Origin of the sequence: Desulfosarcina variabilis str. Montpellier (assembly GCF_048565275.1) — a bacterium.
GTDB lineage: Bacteria > Desulfobacterota > Desulfobacteria > Desulfobacterales > Desulfosarcinaceae > Desulfosarcina > Desulfosarcina variabilis.
Map to the genome: position 1 here is coordinate 5160724 of NZ_CP159846.1, position 18284 is coordinate 5179007.

The window sequence follows — 18284 nt, forward strand, 5'->3', positions numbered from 1 at the left end:
CATTTCTGTTTCTCAATTGAAAATTTCAATTACAACTTTTTGGCATAATCGGCAGCATTCAAACCGGCGACACACCCTTCACCAACAGCTTTGGCGACTTGCCATGGAGGACCGCAAATGTCTCCGGCAGCAAAGATTCCCGGAACATTTGTTCGCTGCCCTTTGTCGGTATTGATGAAACGCATTTGATCATCCAATGCTACCCCTAAATTGGTGGCCATTTCAATCAGACCTTTGGCTCCAAGTTCAATAAAGACACCCGTTGCCGATATTGTGGTGCCGTCATCGAGGATTAGCGAATTGACCTGGTTATCGCCAATGATTTGTTTAACCGTTGCCCCCTTGTGCACGAGCACGTTGCTGTTTTCAAGCTTATCGAGTAGTGTGTCAGTGATTCTTAAATCGTTGCAGATCAGATGCACTGTCCCGGCGATTTCAACCAACGTTAAGGCACCATCAGCCGCGGCACTTTCATCACCAACAACGGCGACATCTTCGCCACGATAAAAGTTCCCATCACAGTCCACGCAATAACTGACTCCCCGTCCCTCTAGTTCCTTCTCCCCTTTTACCTTCAATTTGTTTCGGGCAGTACCGGTAGCAAGGATTAGCGCTTTGCATAATAACTGACTACCATTTTCAGTGTTAATGACAAAACGATCCCTATTCTTACTGATTTTTAAAATATCCTCATTCATAAACCGGGCACCAAAATTTTCGGCTTGACGGCGACCTGTTTCTATCATCGACTTGCCTGATGTATTAAACAAACTACACAGATTTTCTACGTGTGCTTTGAACAAGCTACTTTTATGCGCTTTGCCCAATACCAGGACAGAAATTTTCTTACGCGATGCATGGATGGCGGCCTGGAGACCGGCGGGTCCGGCACCAACAACAATAACCTCATAAGAATTGTTATCACTCATTGTTACCTCTTTTCTGCCTACTGACATATGAAACGAAGGTTTGGCGCTGGAGCATACCCAATGCAGGCATAATCAAAAAGTTACCTTTTCATGCCATCCCAATTCACTGCTGCCTATTAATCTTTATTTGGATCAGGCGCCTACTGTATTTGACGGACGGTTGATGAACCCTTATTCAAAAAAACTCGCCAAACGATCGGTGTTGTGACGAAGAAAATCGGCAGATTCTTTCAACCCCTTCATCTCAACGGCATTGAGTTTAGGCAATATTTTTGCTTCAACACCATTCAGACCAACAACACAGGGAAGGCTCAAACACACATCCCCTTGCCCATATTCTCCATTAAGCCTTGAACTGACGGTGAGTACGCGTTTCTGGTCTTCAATAATCGCACCAACGAGATCAGATATTACAATTCCAATAGCCGTATTGGTATATCCCTTACGGTCAATAATATCGTATGCTGCATCGCGAACTCTTTCAAACAGTCGATCCATTTTTACATTGTCAAATGCCTTGCCTAACACAATATTGTCATAAATCGGAAGGCTGCCGATTAGAGCGCTGCTCCATAGTGGCACCTCGGTGTCTCCATGCTCACCGATAATATAGGCATGCACAGAGCGGGGATCGACACCATAGTGTTTTCCCAGGAGAGATCGAAAACGAGCGGTGTCAAGCATCGTTCCGGTTCCTATGACTTTCTGGATTGGCCTATCAGTCAACTCTTGAACCGCATAACTGAGAATATCGACTGGATTGCTGGCCACAATGATGATCGCATTGGGCGCATATTTGTCCAGCTGATTGGCAATTTCCCGAAAAATTTTAACATTGCGGATGATCAAATCCGTACGTTTTTCACCTGATCGCTGAGCAATCCCCGCTGCTATTACAATAACCTGAGCCTTCTCAAGGTCCGGGTAATCGCCTGCTCGAACGGAAATATTGCCAATATAGGGCTGGCCATGCATTAGATCCATGGCCTCACCCTCTGCACGGTAGCTATCCTTGTCAACCAGGATTAGTTCTCCAGCAGTCTGCCTTATAAATGTGGCATAGGCTGCAGCCATTCCGACATTGCCGGTACCGATGATTCCAACTGTACGCTTTTGAATCACGTGGTTTCCTTAAACATTGGCTCGGGGTTAATTGGCTTTAGTACTTCCCTAAAAAAACCTCGTTGACTTTCTCCCAATCTATGACATGGAAAAAAGCATCGATATATTCGGGACGACGATTTTGGTATTTCAGGTAATATGCATGTTCCCAAACATCCAATCCGAGAATGGGCTCTATATTCATTGTCAGCGGGCTGTCTTGGTTCGGAGTCGTCATGATCTCTAATTTTCCATCAACCAGAACGAGCCATGTCCAACCGCTGCCGAACAGCAATGCCGCCTTAGTTGAAAATTCATTTTTGAAGTTGTCATAACTGCCGTATTTGTTGGTAATCGAGCTGGCCACCTCGCCACTGATAGGGACATCTTTTTTTAACATTGACCAGAAAAAAGAATGATTGGCATGGCCTCCACCATGATTCCTGACGGCTGTCCGTATGTCTTCAGGAATGGTGCTCAACTTTTTCAATAGATCTTCGGCAGTATCGTTTTGAAGTTCTGGATAATCACTGATTGCCGCGTTTAATTTATCGATGTATGTCTGATGATGTCTGGTATGATGAATCCTCATGGTGGTTTCATCGATATAGGGTTCCAGCGCATTATATTCATAAGGAAGTGGTTGAAGTTTATGAATCATGTTTTGTCTCCTTGTATAGAAAGAACATTGCCATCATTGGTCTGGACCAGCAGCGATCGCTGAACGATTCCGAATATTGGCTCCGTTCCGATCCCGATCAAATTCGGTTCGATTTCCCGTATAATATTCCGATAGTCAGCCTTCCACATCTCTTCTAAAGTGGTCCATTGCTGCCCATTCCAGTTGACGTACTGTCTTTCGTCCTCGCATATTATGCATCGATCAGGCGGAAGATCCGCCTCTGAGTATTGCGTGCCACATGTCAGACAGATGTAATTCTTCATGATTGAACCCTTCTGAATCGATACCCAGGTTAATTTCTCGAGTAAAGATCTTCACATTCCATGCCAGCGCTGACCGACGTTCAAGCGGTTGAAATCTGGAAAATTACGCACGCTTTAGAAATAATTGGACCTCAATTTGTTGAGTTATACGAAAAGCTGATTATTTTTTCCTCAATGAATTGAGTTTTTCTGAAGAGGTAAAAATGGCTGTAAACCAATCCGATCCGACCCTGAAAGCGTTGGAAGAAAAATGCCAACTATTAGAAAACCAATGCTCGGATTACGTCCGTGCTCTCGAGCGAACCAATCAGCGACTCGAAAAAGAGATCCGCAAGCAGAAGCGGACCGAGTCGAGGTTGAAGATCAGCGAAATGCGATTTCGCAAGATCTTCGAACACGCGCCTTTCGGTGCAGCCATCGCCGACCGGGAAGGAAGCATTGTGTTGGCCAATCATGCGCTTTGCCGTATGCTCGGCTATTCGCAGCATGAACTGCAGCGCATGCATTTTGCCGATATCACGCATAAGGAAGATGTCGATTCCGATATGGAACGGTTTCGTCAATTGATCGATGGTGCGATCGACCACTACAACCTGGAAAAAAGATATCATACCAAACAAAACAAGGTAATCTGGGGGAAGCATGGCGGCCACGCTGATACATGGCAGAAATTCCCAGGAGCGGTCTATCCTCGGCATGGTGGAGGATATTTCAGAACGCAAACGTGCAGAGCAGAAAATTATCCAGTCCAAGAATGATCTGGAGGCTGTGGTTGCCGAGCGCACCCGGGAAATTCAATCCCTTAAGGACCGATTGCAGGCGGAGAATCTGATCCTAAAGCAGGAACTCGCCGAATCTCAGTCATACGGTACGATAATCGGCGAGAGCCACCCCATCAAGACCGTTATTTCACAGATCGAACTCGTTGCGCCCACCGATGCCAATGTTCTTATTCATGGAGAGTCCGGCACCGGTAAGGAACTGGTGGCGCGCGAAATCCATCGCCATAGTCAGCGCCAAGACAACCCCTTGATCAAGGTCAACTGTGCCACCATCCCCAAAGATCTATATGAAAGTGAGTTCTTCGGCCATGTCAAGGGCGCCTTTACCGGTGCGGTCAAGGATCGTATCGGCCGGTTCGAAACCGCCAACGGCGGTACCATCTTTCTGGACGAGGTCGGTGAAATCCCACTGGATCTGCAGAGCAAACTGTTGCGCATCCTTCAGGAAGGCGAATATGAACGGCTGGGGGAAGATAAGACTCGGAAGGTGAATGTCCGCATCATTGCCGCCACCAACAAGCCCCTGCTCAGCGAGGTCCGGGCCAAACGGTTCCGTGACGACCTGTTTTACCGGCTGAACGTGTTTCCCATTCAGATTGCCCCTTTAAGGGACCGCAAGGAGGATATCCAGCTGCTGGCCACCCATTTCGTCGAAAAGCTCTCCCGCAAGCTCAATGTGCCGCCTCCCCAGTTGACCCAGGCAAATATTTTGGATCTGCAGTCCTATGATTGGCCGGGAAATGTGCGCGAACTGGAGAATACGGTAGAGCGGGCAATAATCCTCTCCCGGTCAACATCACTGAACTTTTCTGCCATGCAGGACTTTGCCCTCACCGACACGGAGCCGCAAGTGGATATAGCAGCCAATCCTCAGATTCGGGATTCGGTTCTTTCCGCCGAAGCCATGCAGCAATTTGAGCGCCAAAACACCGTCAATGCCTTGAGGCAGTGTAAATGGAAAATATATGGGAATGATGGTGCAGCCCACCTGCTGGGCATCAAGCCAACGACCTTGATTGAACGGATGAAGCGCATGCGCATTCGCAAGCCCCCGAAGCAGGCGTCACAGGTGCAATAGATATTCCCTCCGGTTGGTTCGAGGTAGTGAGCATAAAAATCCATCCTGGTGCCAACATGCTGGATCGTCCCACGGCCTTGGAACCAGATGACGGGAGTAATTCTTGCATTAGCAAGCGGAAATAATTATGGAGCATCGGTGCCCTGGTAAAAGTGGCACTGGTTTTCAGGACAAAACAAACTCAGCCAAAGCCCCTTGGTTTCGTTTTCGATAACGCCGCCCGCCGGTAAGGTTATCTTGTTTTTTTCAACGGCACAGGCTCCTTTGGGACAGGCCACCTCAATCCAGACACCGGCTTTGTCATTTACAAGCTCACGCTTTTTTTGCGGTATGGCAGACAGTTCAGCCTCCGGTACAACTTTAGCGTCTTCCAGAAATACCGTTAGCCGATCGTTTTGTATCTCTTTTTTCATGGTGTTTTCTCCTATTTGTTATTGACATCATGTGGCTCTTGCAGATCTTGTTCGTTGGTATATATGAATTCAGGACATGCAGGCACGAATCCGCCGACGGCTTTCCCTGGCGGCATACCAGAAGCATTGATATCGTTCTTCATCGCTGGAAGCGCAGCAGTAACATTTTCTGAGTTCTGCCATGAGACGTTTTTCTTCCACGAAAGAGCACTGGCCTGATTACTCGGTATTAATAACGCCCACCCCCTTATCTGACGGCGCAACAGGGCTGTTAGTCATGGGCAGCATGTATCCGCAGGGTGATAACAAGGATCCTGAAACTTGCCGTCAGCGTCCATAATATAGCAGCAGCAAAGGTTGATATGCCCCTCTTGGTGGTCTGTTTCACGCATCTTGCAAGTTGGTTCCGGTGCGGCCATTGTGTTCGTTTTTGAATCTTCTATCGGTGGCATGGATTGCATATATCCCATCCTCCTATTCGTTCGATTCGGCGGCAGCGCTCACCTTGGATCGAAAGCGACGCAAATTATCCCACGCTGCAACCCATCAATGGTTATTCCGGATCACATTGATCAGTCCCCCGGATACAACCATTTGCAGTTGCCTGCGGCTGAGATGATGTACCAACCGATAGGTCCGGTCGCGATTAAGGTTGTGCACTTCCAAATGCCGGATTGACGACAAAACCGATCGCAGGCGGTCAAATCGCAGCACGTCATCCTGGTGGATGTCCGACCAATCTTCCGGATCTTCAAAAACCAACGGCAAGATCCCGTAATTCACCAAGTTTTGAGCATGAATGCGGGCAAAACTCTTGGCGATGACTGCGCGCAAGCCCAAATAGCGGGGAGCCAGAGCAGCATGTTCGCGGCTGGATCCTTGGCCATAGTTGCTGCCGCCCACCACAAAGGATCCCTTGTCCCGGTAAGCCATGGCTCGCTCATAGTAAGAATCGTCGATTCGACTGAACACATAGCGGCTGATTTCGGGGATGTTGCTGCGCAAAGGCAGTACTGCCGCACCGGCTGGCATGATTTCGTCGGTAGAGACGTTATCTTCCACCTTGAGCAATACGGGACCCTCGATTCGGTCTGGAAGGTCGCCAAATACTGGCATGGGTTTGATATTGGGCCCTTTTTCAAGTTCAATGCTTTTTTCCTTTGCCTCTGGAGGGATTAGCAGCGCCGTGTTGATTTTCAAACTGGCGGGATGCGCGAACCGTGGATAGGGAATGTCCAGCGTGCGCGGATCGGTAATGATACCGGTGAGCGCCGAGGCCGTTGCCGTTTCAGGACTGCACAGGTACACCTGATCCTCCACGGTTCCCGACCGGCCCGGGAAATTGCGCGGAACCGTGCGCAGGCTGATCTTTCCGGTGGCCGGGGCCTGCCCCATGCCGATACACCCGTTGCAGCCGGCCTGGTGGAACCGTGCTCCAGTCTTGATCAGGAACTCCATCAGCCCCATCTCGATCATGTTCTCGATGAGTTGCCGTGAGGTTGGGTTAACGTCGAAAGAAATATGATCCGGCACCTGGCGGCCATCCACCATCAGGGCCGGAACGGCAAAGTCGCGCAGCCCCGGATTGGCCGGGGAACCGATATAGGCCTGATAAATCGGCCGGCCGGCCACATCCCGCACCGGCACCACATTGCCCGGGCTGCTGGGCAGCGCGATCAACGGCTCCAGCGCCGATAGGTCGATTTCATCGGTTTCGTCATAATCCGCGCCCGGGTCGGCCAGGATCTCCTGCCAGGCATCGCCTCTTCCCTGGGACCTGAGAAATTCCCGCACGGCACCATCCGATGGGAAGACTGTGCTGGTAGCTCCCAGTTCCGTGCCCATGTTGGCGATCACATGACGATCCATGGCCGTCAAATTAGCCAATCCGGGACCGAAATATTCGATAATTTTTCCTCTGCCGCCATCGACCCCATGACGGCGCAGCATTTCCAGAATTACGTCCTTGGCACTGACCCAATCGGGAAGTTGACCGACCAGACGCACCCCCATCACCTTGGGCACATTGATGTAAAGTGGGTTGCCTGCCATGGCCGTTGCCACTTCCAGCCCTCCGGCTCCGAACGATAGCATACCCAATCCGCCTGCAGCAGGCGTATGGCTGTCTGAGCCGACAAGCGTCTTACCGGGCACGCCGAATCGCTGCATGTGCACCGGATGGCTCACCCCGTTGCCCGGCCTGCTGTACCAAACACCGAACTTCCTGCAGGCGCTGCGCAAAAACAGATGGTCGTCGGCATTGCGATAATCAGTCTGCAGGAGGTTGTGACCAACGTACTGGGCGGAAAGCTCTGTACGTACCCGCCCGATGCCCATAGCCTCGAACGCCAGCATGACCATGGTGCCGGTGGCATCCTGAGCCAGCGTCTGATCCATGCGTAAACCGATCTCTTCACCGGCGATCTTTTTTCCCTCAATCAAATGGGCGTCGATTAATTTTTGCGTGAGGTTCCTAGCCATTTTGCCTGCCTTTCATTTACAACCATGAGCAATCCCAACACTATGTCTTCGTTGATCACAGGATTGGTCCAATAACGACTGGATACCAAATAGGCGGGATCAGTTTCCTCGGCCGGGTTTATCGCTGCGGTCTATATAATTGCTCAAGATGCCATCTTCATCTCCACGGCTTCTCCGCTGTTTGGCACCATCACCACCGGCACGGGTGAATGTTTGATGACTTTATCGGCCACAGCGCCGACCTGAAAATATCCGCCTGCACCTCGGGTAGCCAGAACCACCATGTCGATCTTTTCATTCTGAGTAGTTTTGATGATCTCTTGGGCTGGATCCCCAACGGCAATATGCTTGACATACAGCGGGCAACCGTCCAGTTCCTGTGAACAAATCTTGTCCAATCGTTCAGTGGCCTTTTCCTTTTCCCAGGCATAAATTCGATCGATATGCGACTGTTCGAAATTGCCGTAAAGGCCGCGATGATGAGCGATGTCGTGGATGACATAAAGCACATGGATTTCGGCGCCGTACTTTTCAGTTAACGAACGGACATGGGCCAATGCATGTTTGGCTCTCCCAGAGAGGTCTGTCGGCCATAAAATTCGTTTTACTTCCATGATAAGACTCCTTCCCCCGCGGTTGTGGGATCCCTGTCAGTCAGTCAACATCTGGATTTCAGCGGCAACGCCATAGCTCGGAGAATCGCCATGATCAGCAAGGCGCTCACATCGCCGTACCTGGGCTACCGTGTGCGACCGGAATAAAGAACAGGCGTCGGGATCATTGGCGTCCAGTGTATACGGTGGTGCATTGGCGCCCATGGTGGCACCCCCGGTGTCATTTGCATTTGTGGTCCTGAGCACGATATAAAATCCAGGTAAGATTTGCACTGCTGTTTCGAAAAAGAGCCCACTACCGCTAAAATTTCGCAGTGTAACCGGTCGGTATACGTTGCCGTTAAGCAAGGCGCAATGCATGCCGACGGTCTTAACGCAGCGTTGTTGAACTCGTCTGTTTTTCATCCTATTAAATTTCTCTATTTTTTCGGGTCCCAGATTGACGTCTTCGAAATCGAAGACTCGATGTAAAAGATTGATGGCAATTGCCATGCCTACTCAGGAATTGGTTATAACCCATTGAAGCTTTATGTTATTTAATCTTTGCTGGATGAGGCCTATCCCTCAAACGGTTGAGACAGTCAATTATTTGAGCCCCACCCTCAACCCTCTGATAAACTCTGCTGGCTATTTTATGCATTCAGCATTGCTATGGGACATCATGAAAACACCACCAAGCTTAGTGCTAACTGCCTTGAAGATTGGAAATCCCACCGAAATAATTACTTTTTATACTGCTTTTCACAAAGCGGTGTTTCTGTAAATAAATGGCCACGAAAGGAACGGATCATTCAAAAACGGATTGGATTTAATGGAATGTAGATTGCACTTTGTGACATATGCAGATGTCGCAGCACCATGAAACGCTGCTAACCGACGGCACATAAACGATGGTTTTTTGTTGTGTCGAGAGCATTCACCTAAGATATTTTGATAACCGTTTTATGACTAAAGGAGGTAATCCGATGATAGCAGATAAAGACGTATGCAACCAAATCCGCTCCTTATATCCTGATTTCGGGCAATGCGGTGAAAATTTGGATGTGAGATGGGATGAGAACAATCACGCTTGGGCGGTCGATTTCGAGTATAGAGGCAATAAAATCCGTCACTACCTTGATAACGAAGATGCTGCTTCCTGTGTGAACGGCAATCAATGCCTGGGCTTAGGCATTGAATTTGGGCAGTTTCGATGATCCCATTAAATTTGAAAGTGGCTGTCCGCTCCTGCGATACAGCCTCCATCGTTACCCGGACGTTCCACAGGCCTGCGTTTAGGGCCACCACAGAACCTGTGCGAACGTCGAAGGGCGACGCTGTGCGATCATGACCGCTCAAGTCAAATTTTACGGCACAAGAGGTTCCATTCCCGTATGTGGCCCGGGATTCCTGAAATTTGGGGGCAATACCACCTGCCTCCAGGTAACGGTCCCCAACACCGATAGGATAATCATCATCGATGCTGGAACCGGTATTCGGGAATTGGGTAAAGATCTCATGTCAATGGATCTGAGCCGCAAAACCATCGATATCTTTTTTACCCACTTTCATTGGGATCATATTCAGGGCCTTCCATTTTTCACGCCTGCCTATCTATCTGGCCAGCCGATCAACATCACTGTTTTAGGCAAAGGTCGGGAGATTACCAACCTGAAAGATATCTTCGACACTCAAATGCAGCAAGTGTACTTTCCGGTCCCATTGGACAAGATGGGGGCCAGGTTTGGATTCCAGAATTATGACGAGGAAAACAAGCGTCTTAGAAATGAGAAAGGCGTCAACATCATCGTCAAGGCGATCCGTCACCATCATCCCGGTGGTGCCTACTCTTATCGGTTCGAGGTGGACGGCAAGAGCCTTGTGTTCAGCACTGACATTGAGCATGTTGATGGCATTGATCAGAATATCGTGGCATTCTGCGACAGCGCCGATGTGTTGATCCACGATGCTCAGTACACGGATGATGAGCTCAAAGACAAACAAGGCTGGGGACATAGCAGCTTCAGCCAAGCTATACAGGTCGCCCGATCGGCTCACATCGACCGCTTAGTCGTCACCCACCATGACCCGGATCACGACGACTCTTTTTTGTCCGAAATGGAAGGCATCTGGCGGAAGCGGTTCGACGGCATGGTGTTCGCGCGGGAGGGAATGGTAATCGACTGGTAGAGAATCAATTTTTTGATTTACCCACTCAATTTCTTGATGATGACAACGGTTTGGACTAGTGGCAATTGTGCCGAATACCGATTTTTCACTTAAATTCAGTTAATTATGTTTTTCCATGCAATTGGTATGATCCTTGTTGTGTTTGATTTGATAAACAAGCGGCGGGTCGTATCGATTGTGATCAAATCGTCGTCCCTTTACCCAGAAACAACAACAATCAAGGTTTTTCAAAATAAGGAGGCTAACCATGATGAACGCATTTACTACCAAGGCCAAACGATGTTGCTCCCAGGCGCATGAACAGCTGGTCCGCCAACTCGGCTCATGCGAGATGGAATCCAATACCGCCGGAGAGCGGCATGATTGCTATCGACAGGCAGCCAAGATGAGCGGCGCCAGAGCCAAGAAATGCATTGCTAAAGGCAACCATTGATTGTGCTCCATCCAATCACGGTCAATACGATTCTGTACTGCCGGCAATGGGACGACATGGTTCGCTTTTACAGGGACCGACTCCAATTGCCAGTCAACTTTTTCAACGATTGGTTCATGGAATTCCACCTGACGGAAAAGACCCGTTTGAGCATTGCCGATGAAAGGCGATCGTCCGTTAAGAGCGCTGCTGGAAATGGCATTACCATCACGTTGGAAGTTGAAGAAATAGCGACGGTTCACAAAAGGCTAATGGCGATGGGATTGAAGGTCAATGGCATCACAAAGCATCCGTGGGATGCCCTCGTGTTCCATCTGTTCGACCCTGATAGCAATCGCATAGAAATCTGGCAGTCCATGGAAAGGGGTGAGGATCATGATCCAAATGGCAAAAATGGACTTTTGTCTCCTACACGACAGCGCAAAATAACAAATGAGGGACAAAATGAAGGAAAATAAAAAGCGTTTTTTTACCAGAGAAAATGATCGCCGTATCCAGGTATGTCTTCACGCACCTGATTGGGCGGAACATGCCAGATTCGAAGAGGACGACGAGCCCTGCGACGATGGCCGGGCCGCCATCAGCTGCGGAAACAGACGGGGCGAAAAACCCTGTACGGTATGATCCATCGATCAAACAAAAGGGTCGTTTCCCATACACTCGATGGGTTTTCCTGTTCTTCCTAACAAGGGGGTATCATGCAAACTAACATGGCTACAGCCTATTCAACCAACACTATCTCGGAAGAAAGCTTCGATTTCGGCGGCCTGGGAGTCGACTGGAAGATTGACGGTCCAATCACGCAGTCCCGTTTTGCCGTCGTCCATCATCCCATGGCTTCCCGTGCACTGGCGGCGCCATTGCACCGACATACACACGAAGATGAATACTCATTTGTTCTCCGCGGAACGCTCGGCGCGCTGCTGGGAGATGAAGTGGTCACCGCAAATCCCGGTAAATGGGTTATCAAACCGCGCGGGCAGTGGCATACGTTCTGGAACGCCGGAGATATTCCCTGTGAAATCATCGAGATCATTTCACCGGCTGGGTTCGAAAACTATTTCCGCGAAGTCGCCGCTGCCTGGGGGGATATGGAACAATTCGCCCGGATCAACGACAAATATGCCCTGGATATGGATTTTGACAGCGTCCAGGGGCTTTGTGACCGGTTTGGGCTGACATTCCCCTCTCTGTAAAAAGGAGCATATCATGGACCCAAGGATAATAAATACAGATAAGTTAACAACATTTCAGCAAACCTTCAAAGGCACGGTGATCAGCCCTTCGGATCCGAAATACGACCAGGCCCGTAAAGTCTGGAACCATATGATCGACAGACGACCGGCGATCATCGCCCAATGTTCAGGCACACAGGATGTAGTGCGAGCAGTACAGTTTGCCAGAGAAAATGATCTGCCTGTTGCCGTGCGGGGCGGCGGCCATAATGTTGCCGGCTACGCCGTCTGCGATGAGGGCATGGTCATTGACATGTCATACCTGCGTGACATAGCGGTCAATCCTGAAAAGCAAACCGTACGAGCCGGAGCCGGTGCCCGCTGGGCGGACGTGGATCGGGCCACCCAGCCCCACGGCCTGGCCACACCCGGTGGGGAGGTGTCCGAAACCGGTATCGCCGGCCTTACTCTCGGTGGAGGCGTCGGCTACCTGCGGCGTAAATATGGACTGAGTTGCGACAATCTGTTGTCCGTCGATATGGTCACCGAAGACGGCCTGGAAATTAAAGCAAATGAGAACGAGAATGCCGACCTGTTCTGGGCCTTGCGAGGGGGTGGAGGCAATTTCGGTGTGGTGACGGCGTTTGAATATCGCCTGCACCCGGTTGGACCGGACGTGATGACGCTGAACACCTTTTACCCCATCGAAGAGGCCGGACGAGTACTTTCCGCATGGCGGACATTCACCCGTTCGGCACCCGACGAGGCAACGAGCGCTTTTGCCATCTGGCAGATTCCCGAAGATCCGGAACTGCCTGCAGCGCTTCATGGAAAGTCGGTTTGCCTTTTTGACGGTATGTATGCGGGGCCAACCAAGGCGGGAGAAGAGGTTTTCAGACCACTGAGAGAACTCGGCGGCGCCATTCTGGATTTAAGTGGACAGGTCCCTTACCTGGATGCGCAACGGGCCTTTGATGGCTTTTTCCCCGACGGTGGTTTGTACTATTGGAAATCCCTGTTTATGGATACGATCAGTGACTCCGCCATTGAGACGTTGGTAGACGGTGCATCCGGGCGTCCCAATCCCGCCATTCTGGTCATTATCCGGCACCTGGGCGGGGCGATCAGTCGAACCAGCAGTGAGGCAACCGCCTTTAGCAACCGCCAGGCAGAGTTCATGCTCAGCATCGATGGGGGGTGGACCGACCCCAATGAATCCGAGCGTAACATTGAATGGATTCGACAATTCTGGAGAACCATGCGCCCCTTTTCCAACGGGGGCGTGTATCTCAATTTCCCGGGATTCGACGACCTGCAGGATAATCGTTGGCAAACCAGCCATGGTACAAATTACGACCGTTTGGCGAGAATCAAATTTAAATACGATCCCTCGAACCGTTTTCGATTCAATCAAAATATTATGCCGGCTTCGCTTTAGAACCTTCCCGCTAAACGCTTCAAACAGCATGGAACATATCTAAAATGAAATCGATACTTATCGTCGATGACGAAGACATCATCCGAAAATATCTACGTCGACTTCTTGAACCGCTGGGCTATCGGGTGATAGAGGCTTCAGATGGAAACGCGGCGATCAAACAGTACAATGAGTATAAACCCGATCTGGTTATCATGGACATTATAATGCCCGGCAAAGAAGGGATCGAGACCATGTTCGAGCTCAAACAATTAAACAAAAATATCAAATTAATCGTGATGTCTGGGGGCGGACGAGTAAAGCCGGACAACTATCTTCGCATTGCTGAAGCGTTAGGCGTCTGCGCCGTAATGAAAAAACCCTTTGAAAAAAAGGTATTGCTATCCACCGTTTGCAAAGCACTGTCGAATTAAACCAAGCCATTTGCGGCTCAAAGCGACCTCTCACGAACCCGGTTCGTCCGGACGAATCGTAAAGCAAGAGGAAAAAAAAACGATGCCCGCGACATCCAATCGTCAAAAACGATTCCTGGTGACTGGTTCCACCGACGGTATCGGCCGGTTGACAGCCCGGCGCCTGGCGAAAATGGGCCATGCCGTGCTGGTGCACGGCCGCCGTCCGGACACCGTTCAGGCTGTCGCGGACGACATTCGCCGGGAAAGCGGCAATCCGGAGGTGTCCGGTATCGTCGCCGATTTTTCGTCCCTGTTCCAGGTCCGGCATATGGGCAACGAACTTGGCGGCCGGATCGACCGTCTGGACGTCCTGATCAACAACGCCGGGGTCCTGCCCGCCGAAGCGGAGAACGGCAGTCGCCCCTTTAGCGAGGACGGTCACGAACTGTGCATGGCGGTCAACTATCTGGCCCCGTTTCTGCTCACAGGCCTGCTGATGCCGATCTTGCGCGCATCACCGGGCGCAAGGGTTCTCAATGTCAGCTCGACGGCCCAGGCGACAGTCGACCTGGATGATCTGATGCTGGAAAAAGGTGCCTATGCGCCCATGGAGGCCTATGCCCGCAGCAAACTGGCCCTGGCAATGTTCACCATGGAGCTGAGTGTGCAGCTGGAAAAGGATGATGTGACCGTCAACTGCCTTCATCCGGGCAGTCTGCTGGACACCAAAATGGTTCGCCGGGCGTTCGGCCGCCCCCAGGGTAGCGCGGCCTCGGGCGCCGATGTACAGGTGTACCTGGCCACGGCCCCGGAACTGGCCGGGGTTTCCGGTGTCTACTTTGACCGCAAAACCCGGTCACGGGCCCATGAACAGGCCTACGATCGTGGCTCCCGCGAACGCCTCTGGCGGCAAAGCCTGTCGCTGACCGGTCTGGTGACTGATCTAACATCCTGACTTGCAGATCCCACCGGCTGTTGTCTGCCATGATCGTTTATCTTCATGGGTGTGGTAGGATTAACTGCCATTCACCGTAAAAGAGGGCCTCAACCAAAGACGATGTTACGCAGGTCCACCGCCATCTTTCAGCGCCAGTTCCCAGCCGTTGAGCGTATGGGTGCAGGCCGTCGGCTGCTGCCCCACGGATGCGGCGAAAGCCTGAATCTGCTGGAGCGCCTGCCGGCGCCACCTCTCCCGGCCGGTTAACCGTCCGAGGTGCAAAAGAAAGACTCCCTTTCCATTCCACGGGGTTGTGGGCATGTTGCAGCAGATAAGGACTTTTTTCGTGAATGAAACGGTTTGGCATGAGATGGCATCCTCCTTGGACGTACGCACTGAGCGGCACTGCATACAATCTGCCAGTGAACCGCCTGACCTGAAATGGGGTGCAGCCCGTATTTTCCATGTTCGTCCGCTGTATGTTGCGGAATCTTGACAATTGGGTGTATTGTATCCTAATCATATGTAAAGCTGTTCTTCCATACCGTTACTGACGCATCCCCGTTGCACCCGTCTGATTCCGTAATTTGTACTGGCAGATTATCTGCTCATCCGTCATCTCGAAAAGTATCTCACGTTGGTGGTGGCCGTTATGCATGGGGGGGGTCGTGAACGGATCGAACTGTTCAACAATCATTGGAAATGAAAAAAAAACAGCAACGAATTGTAAGAAAACAGCTCTATGAGACCTTACATCCTGACAGGCTGCCCCTTGACTTCATCGCCGCGATCGCTGGCGATCGGGAGTTGACCGCCGAAGAGCGGAAATCTTTCGAGCACTTGCTAACCCGGCATGGAGATAAGATCTATGTGGATATGCTGTTTGTCTTGACGCACCAGTATTTCCCTGAGGAAACGGCCCGACAGCTTTGGGATAATATTATTTGCCACAAAAATACCATGGAAACGCGGCTGGGAAGAGCGTTGGGCATCTCCGTGGCCGCCATGGATTACTTGACCAATGTGGATAAGGTCTTAGAAGCGCCCTGCGTGATCAGTAAGAGAAAAATTGTTGAAATCGCCGAAATCGCTTTAAAAGACGGGCTCACCCAACTTTTTGATGTGTCCACCTTTCGCACTAAATTGGGAACCGAAATCAAACGTTATAAAAGATACGGATCCGAAGTTTCCTTGATCATGATGGACATCGACGATTTCAAACAAGTCAATGATTCTTATGGTCATCCGGAAGGTGACCGGGTGTTGTCGGAGATTTCGACGCTTATTTTGAAAACCGCACGGGATCTTGATATCTGTTCGCGCTACGGCGGCGAGGAGTTCGCCGTCATTCTTCCCCAGACAGGCCAGCAGGAGGCATTACGGCTGGCGGAAAGGATCCGGAAGCGCGTTGAAAATCGATTTAAAAAGGATTTAAACGTGACTATCAGTCTGGGTGTGGCCACATGCCCGCGGGTTGCCAAGTCGGCCGAGGCGCTTGTATCCAAGGCGGATAAAGCGCTGTTCCAATCCAAAAAAAGGGGTAAAAATCGAGTTACATTATCCTGAATGAGAATTACGTCAGTCGCGCCAAGGACATCACCAAAGGAAAAAACGATGCCGTCGGAACCGCACCCCATGCGTGAGTTGCTTGCTTTGTTCAAAACGCTCGATGGGCAATCCTTCAACAGCTATCAGCGACTACTGAACAAGGCCTTTGACCATCCCCTTTACCACCTGCGTTTCATCCACATTCAAGGCAGTCCCGGCGCTTTCCCCGCATCGGTGTGCCACCTCGGATTGACAATCGCCGGGCTTGGCTTGCCTGACCGCTGTCTATCCACCAAGCCGCGAAAAATGGCGACGGCCGACTACCTCTTGCGCGCCTTGCGGGCGGGGGTGGCCACCCATGCCCGCCAGAACCGCGGGCACCAGGGAAGCGGCTCTTTTCAGCCCCTGTCTCTTCCCCCCCAGGTGCTGGAACGTAACATTGTGAGTTTTGAAAAAGAGACGGTTCAAATCGCTTTTCACATCAGCCTGCCGGGATCAGCCGATAACCGAGTTCTCGGCCGGCAGGCGACGCAAATGTTCGCCCAGGAGCTGACCGGGATCGTTGATACCCTCAACGCATGGATCGCGAACACCGCTCAACTTAAAAGACACTGTGATGTCATTGAAGATATGGTGGTCCTTCAAAACGAATTGGCCCAATACGGCCTGATGGCCTTTGTCGGCGACGGTGCCATTTTGCCAAGGCAGTCCGGTGTTTCCCAAGTCCCGTTGAAAGAAAACGCCGTGGCTTTTTATGCACCGGATCAAATGGCCGTGGAAGTTGAGTTCAAAAATACCGGCCGTAAAAGGGGGCTGGGCATCCGTCCGGGTGTCAACGTGCTTATCGGAGGCGGTTTTCATGGTAAATCCACCCTACTCGATGCATTGGTCAAAGGGATCTACCCTCATATTCCAGGAGATGGCCGCGAGCAAGTGGTCACCCATCCCGATGCGGCATTTATTTGTGCCGAAGACGGGCGGGCGATCACGGGACTGGATATCTCCGGTTTTATCGACAACCTACCTGGTAAGGTGGACGCTAAACGGTTTTGGACGACAAATGCCAGCGGCAGCACTTCCGAGGCCGCCGCCATCATCGAGGCCGTGCTTGCCAACGCCAAATTGCTTTTGATCGACGAGGATTCGTCCGCCACCAATTTTCTGATCAAAGACCGTCATATGCGCAGGCTGATACCGATAGATACCATCACCCCCCTTTTTGACCGTGTCCAGGAGCTTTATCAACGCTTTGAGGTCAGCACGCTGATTGTGGTCGGTGGCAGCTCGGAATATCTCGGTGTCGCTGAACATGTGATTGCCATGAAAGATTATCTGCCCGTATACATGACAGAAAAGGTTCGCCATTTGTCGCTGCCCGAACCGAAGCGGCCAGCCAATCCATTGAGACTGTCAGACAATCGCCGGTTGGGGGCTGACAATTTTAATCCCTCATACCGCGCCCGGCGCTTGGGCAAAACCCTACCAGTACGAATTAAACCACTGCGGCTTCAAGAAATGGTTTTAGAGTACGGCAATGAACAATTGGACCTGACCAAACTGACGGCGCTGGTCGACCCGCATCAGGTGATTGCCGTTGGATACGCGTTGTTGCTGGCCAGGAAGACAATTAAGGATCAGCTGGTGTCGCCATCCGATCTGGCTGGTGTGTTGGACAACCTGATTGAAAATGAGGGGTTGTCAATTCTTTCCTGGCGTAAAGGTGCTCCTGTCTTTTTTGCCCGCCCGCGAAAATTGGAGTTAGCCGGAGCGATCAATCGTCTCAGGAACCTGAAGGTTGAAAATTAATGGCACCATCGCTTTCTCTTTGATGTTGCAGATGGTGGCC

At 50.9% G+C, this 18284-nt stretch carries 21 protein-coding genes; 13 read left to right on the forward strand and 8 right to left on the reverse strand.

The annotated features are described in order from the left end of the window. Positions 1-29 precede the first annotated feature (29 nt). From Dvar_RS23275 to Dvar_RS23285, 3 genes are all read right to left on the reverse strand, one after another. On the reverse strand, positions 30-929 hold the full coding sequence (locus Dvar_RS23275; RefSeq protein WP_419655513.1) for an NAD(P)/FAD-dependent oxidoreductase: 900 nt from the start codon (positions 927-929) through the stop codon (positions 30-32). A gap of 171 nt (positions 930-1100) precedes the next feature. Then, entirely contained in the window at positions 1101-2051 is a 951-nt protein-coding gene (locus tag Dvar_RS23280; RefSeq protein ID WP_419655514.1) for an L-lactate dehydrogenase, read from the reverse strand. Between the two features lie 37 nt (positions 2052-2088). Continuing rightward, on the reverse strand, positions 2089-2691 hold the full coding sequence (locus Dvar_RS23285; RefSeq protein ID WP_419655515.1) for a superoxide dismutase: 603 nt from the start codon (positions 2689-2691) through the stop codon (positions 2089-2091). Between the two features lie 487 nt (positions 2692-3178). Between Dvar_RS23285 and Dvar_RS23290 the strand changes: the two genes are divergently transcribed. Both Dvar_RS23290 and Dvar_RS23295 read left to right on the forward strand, forming a co-directional pair. Then, positions 3179-3733, forward strand: coding sequence for a PAS domain S-box protein (locus Dvar_RS23290; protein ID WP_419655516.1), 555 nt, complete (start codon positions 3179-3181; stop codon positions 3731-3733). Next, on the forward strand, positions 3618-4835 hold the full coding sequence (locus Dvar_RS23295) for a sigma-54 interaction domain-containing protein (RefSeq protein WP_419655517.1): 1218 nt from the start codon (positions 3618-3620) through the stop codon (positions 4833-4835). The genes Dvar_RS23290 and Dvar_RS23295 overlap by 116 nt, the downstream gene beginning before the upstream one ends. A gap of 125 nt (positions 4836-4960) precedes the next feature. On the opposite strand, the gene Dvar_RS23300 is transcribed toward Dvar_RS23295, so the two are convergent. The 4 genes from Dvar_RS23300 to Dvar_RS23315 form a co-directional block, all read right to left on the reverse strand. Further along, positions 4961-5248: a hypothetical protein gene (locus Dvar_RS23300; protein WP_419655518.1), complete on the reverse strand. Its 288-nt coding sequence runs from the start codon at positions 5246-5248 to the stop codon at positions 4961-4963. Between the two features lie 546 nt (positions 5249-5794). Further along, positions 5795-7729 carry an aconitate hydratase gene (locus Dvar_RS23305; protein WP_419655519.1) on the reverse strand — a complete coding sequence of 645 codons (1935 nt, stop codon included), beginning with the start codon at positions 7727-7729 and terminating at the stop codon, positions 5795-5797. Positions 7730-7872: 143 nt separating this feature from the next. Beyond that, entirely contained in the window at positions 7873-8343 is a 471-nt protein-coding gene (locus tag Dvar_RS23310; protein ID WP_419655520.1) for a universal stress protein, read from the reverse strand. A 36-nt stretch (positions 8344-8379) separates the two neighbouring features. Then, complete coding sequence (locus Dvar_RS23315; RefSeq protein ID WP_419655521.1) at positions 8380-8748, reverse strand: hypothetical protein; 369 nt, start codon at positions 8746-8748, stop codon at positions 8380-8382. A gap of 560 nt (positions 8749-9308) precedes the next feature. Here Dvar_RS23315 and Dvar_RS23320 point away from each other — a divergent pair. From Dvar_RS23320 to Dvar_RS23360, 9 genes are all read left to right on the forward strand, one after another. Beyond that, positions 9309-9539 carry a hypothetical protein gene (locus tag Dvar_RS23320; RefSeq protein WP_419655522.1) on the forward strand — a complete coding sequence of 77 codons (231 nt, stop codon included), beginning with the start codon at positions 9309-9311 and terminating at the stop codon, positions 9537-9539. 130 nt (positions 9540-9669) lie between these two features. Beyond that, positions 9670-10512 (forward strand): MBL fold metallo-hydrolase, encoded by an 843-nt coding sequence (locus Dvar_RS23325; protein WP_419655523.1) that lies wholly within the window; start codon positions 9670-9672, stop codon positions 10510-10512. A 247-nt stretch (positions 10513-10759) separates the two neighbouring features. Then, the gene (locus Dvar_RS23330) at positions 10760-10945 is read left to right on the forward strand and encodes a hypothetical protein (protein WP_419655524.1); all 186 of its coding nucleotides are present in this window, start codon (positions 10760-10762) and stop codon (positions 10943-10945) included. A 2-nt stretch (positions 10946-10947) separates the two neighbouring features. Beyond that, positions 10948-11403 carry a VOC family protein gene (locus Dvar_RS23335; protein WP_419655525.1) on the forward strand — a complete coding sequence of 152 codons (456 nt, stop codon included), beginning with the start codon at positions 10948-10950 and terminating at the stop codon, positions 11401-11403. Then, positions 11390-11569: a hypothetical protein gene (locus tag Dvar_RS23340; protein WP_419655526.1), complete on the forward strand. Its 180-nt coding sequence runs from the start codon at positions 11390-11392 to the stop codon at positions 11567-11569. The genes Dvar_RS23335 and Dvar_RS23340 overlap by 14 nt, the downstream gene beginning before the upstream one ends. A 74-nt stretch (positions 11570-11643) precedes the next feature. Beyond that, a complete protein-coding gene (locus tag Dvar_RS23345) occupies positions 11644-12141 on the forward strand; it encodes a cupin domain-containing protein (RefSeq protein ID WP_419655527.1) in 498 nt (165 codons plus the stop codon). Between the two features lie 13 nt (positions 12142-12154). After that, positions 12155-13558 carry an FAD-binding oxidoreductase gene (locus Dvar_RS23350; RefSeq protein WP_419655528.1) on the forward strand — a complete coding sequence of 468 codons (1404 nt, stop codon included), beginning with the start codon at positions 12155-12157 and terminating at the stop codon, positions 13556-13558. A 44-nt stretch (positions 13559-13602) separates the two neighbouring features. After that, positions 13603-13971: a response regulator gene (locus tag Dvar_RS23355; protein WP_419655529.1), complete on the forward strand. Its 369-nt coding sequence runs from the start codon at positions 13603-13605 to the stop codon at positions 13969-13971. An 82-nt stretch (positions 13972-14053) separates the two neighbouring features. Next, on the forward strand, positions 14054-14908 hold the full coding sequence (locus Dvar_RS23360) for an SDR family oxidoreductase (RefSeq protein ID WP_419655530.1): 855 nt from the start codon (positions 14054-14056) through the stop codon (positions 14906-14908). Positions 14909-15013: 105 nt separating this feature from the next. Here the strand turns inward: Dvar_RS23360 and Dvar_RS23365 are convergent, their stop codons facing one another. Continuing rightward, positions 15014-15301: a hypothetical protein gene (locus Dvar_RS23365; RefSeq protein WP_419655531.1), complete on the reverse strand. Its 288-nt coding sequence runs from the start codon at positions 15299-15301 to the stop codon at positions 15014-15016. Positions 15302-15592: 291 nt separating this feature from the next. On the opposite strand from Dvar_RS23365, the gene Dvar_RS23370 reads away from it, so the two are divergent. Together Dvar_RS23370 and Dvar_RS23375 are read left to right on the forward strand one after the other, a co-directional pair. After that, positions 15593-16456: a GGDEF domain-containing protein gene (locus Dvar_RS23370; RefSeq protein ID WP_419655532.1), complete on the forward strand. Its 864-nt coding sequence runs from the start codon at positions 15593-15595 to the stop codon at positions 16454-16456. 48 nt (positions 16457-16504) lie between these two features. After that, positions 16505-18244, forward strand: a complete 1740-nt coding sequence (locus Dvar_RS23375) for a P-loop domain-containing protein (protein WP_419655533.1) — start codon at positions 16505-16507, stop codon at positions 18242-18244. Positions 18245-18284: the final 40 nt, after the last annotated feature.

Coding starts and splice junctions, on each gene's coding strand:
- Dvar_RS23275 (WP_419655513.1), bottom strand. CDS start 929: ATGAGTGATAACAATTCTTATGAGGTTATTGTTGTTGGTGCCGGACCC.
- Dvar_RS23285 (WP_419655515.1), bottom strand. CDS start 2,691: ATGATTCATAAACTTCAACCACTTCCTTATGAATATAATGCGCTGGAA.
- Dvar_RS23290 (WP_419655516.1), top strand. CDS start 3,179: ATGGCTGTAAACCAATCCGATCCGACCCTGAAAGCGTTGGAAGAAAAA.
- Dvar_RS23295 (WP_419655517.1), top strand. CDS start 3,618: ATGGCGGCCACGCTGATACATGGCAGAAATTCCCAGGAGCGGTCTATC.
- Dvar_RS23300 (WP_419655518.1), bottom strand. CDS start 5,248: ATGAAAAAAGAGATACAAAACGATCGGCTAACGGTATTTCTGGAAGAC.
- Dvar_RS23305 (WP_419655519.1), bottom strand. CDS start 7,729: ATGGCTAGGAACCTCACGCAAAAATTAATCGACGCCCATTTGATTGAG.
- Dvar_RS23310 (WP_419655520.1), bottom strand. CDS start 8,343: ATGGAAGTAAAACGAATTTTATGGCCGACAGACCTCTCTGGGAGAGCC.
- Dvar_RS23315 (WP_419655521.1), bottom strand. CDS start 8,748: ATGAAAAACAGACGAGTTCAACAACGCTGCGTTAAGACCGTCGGCATG.
- Dvar_RS23320 (WP_419655522.1), top strand. CDS start 9,309: ATGATAGCAGATAAAGACGTATGCAACCAAATCCGCTCCTTATATCCT.
- Dvar_RS23325 (WP_419655523.1), top strand. CDS start 9,670: ATGACCGCTCAAGTCAAATTTTACGGCACAAGAGGTTCCATTCCCGTA.
- Dvar_RS23330 (WP_419655524.1), top strand. CDS start 10,760: ATGATGAACGCATTTACTACCAAGGCCAAACGATGTTGCTCCCAGGCG.
- Dvar_RS23340 (WP_419655526.1), top strand. CDS start 11,390: ATGAAGGAAAATAAAAAGCGTTTTTTTACCAGAGAAAATGATCGCCGT.
- Dvar_RS23345 (WP_419655527.1), top strand. CDS start 11,644: ATGCAAACTAACATGGCTACAGCCTATTCAACCAACACTATCTCGGAA.
- Dvar_RS23350 (WP_419655528.1), top strand. CDS start 12,155: ATGGACCCAAGGATAATAAATACAGATAAGTTAACAACATTTCAGCAA.
- Dvar_RS23355 (WP_419655529.1), top strand. CDS start 13,603: ATGAAATCGATACTTATCGTCGATGACGAAGACATCATCCGAAAATAT.
- Dvar_RS23360 (WP_419655530.1), top strand. CDS start 14,054: ATGCCCGCGACATCCAATCGTCAAAAACGATTCCTGGTGACTGGTTCC.
- Dvar_RS23365 (WP_419655531.1), bottom strand. CDS start 15,301: ATGCAGTGCCGCTCAGTGCGTACGTCCAAGGAGGATGCCATCTCATGC.
- Dvar_RS23370 (WP_419655532.1), top strand. CDS start 15,593: ATGAAAAAAAAACAGCAACGAATTGTAAGAAAACAGCTCTATGAGACC.
- Dvar_RS23375 (WP_419655533.1), top strand. CDS start 16,505: ATGCCGTCGGAACCGCACCCCATGCGTGAGTTGCTTGCTTTGTTCAAA.